Origin of the sequence: Rhodococcus sp. LB1 (assembly GCF_001583455.1) — a bacterium.
Taxonomy (GTDB): domain Bacteria; phylum Actinomycetota; class Actinomycetes; order Mycobacteriales; family Mycobacteriaceae; genus Rhodococcus_F; species Rhodococcus_F opacus.
Map to the genome: position 1 here is coordinate 1 of NZ_LTCZ01000295.1, position 654 is coordinate 654.

Sequence of the window (654 nt, forward strand, 5' to 3'; positions counted from 1 at the left end):
TCGTAGCCGTCGAGAACGTCCGCAAAATCTTCGGTGCGGTAGTCGACGACGACGTCGGCGCCGAGTTCTCGGACGAAGTCGGCGTTTCGGCCGCTGGCGGTGGTGGCGACGCTCGCGCCGAGATGCTTGGCGAGTTGGATCGCGATCGATCCGACTCCGCCCGCACCGGCGTGGATCAGAACTTTCTGCCCGGGTTGCACATTCGCTCTGTCGACGAGAGCTTGCCAGGCGGTGAGCGCGACGAGGGGGAGTGAGGCGGCTTCGACCATGCTGATCGATGTCGGTCGTAGCGCGAGGTCGTCCTCGTGGACGGCGATGCGTTCGGCGAAGGTGCCGATTCGGCCGTCGCGGGGGCGCGCGTAGACCTCGTCGCCGACGGAGAACTGTCGAACGCGGGCGCCGACTCCGATGACGGTGCCGGCCAGGTCGTGTCCGAGAGTCAACGGCGTCGGATAGTGGAGCAGTTGTTTGAACTCGCCGGTGCGGATTTTCTCGTCGAGCTGGTTGAGGCCGGCTGCCTGAATTTCGACGAGTACGTCGTGGTCGCCGACGATCGGCTCGCGCACCGTCGTCTCCTGCAGCGGCCGCTTGTACGCAGCGAAGGCGAAGGCTTTCACGACTGATCGCCAGTGTTGGTCGCGGAGGACGCGGCGG

Annotated in this window: 1 protein-coding gene; it reads right to left on the reverse strand. The window is 65.9% G+C overall.

Annotation, left to right across the window (positions count from 1 at the left end):
• Nucleotides 1-617, reverse strand: a 617-nt coding sequence (locus AZG88_RS31230) for an NADP-dependent oxidoreductase (protein ID WP_156517659.1), incomplete at its 3' end; no start/stop codon positions are given.
• Between the last annotated feature and the right edge of the window lie 37 nt (nucleotides 618-654).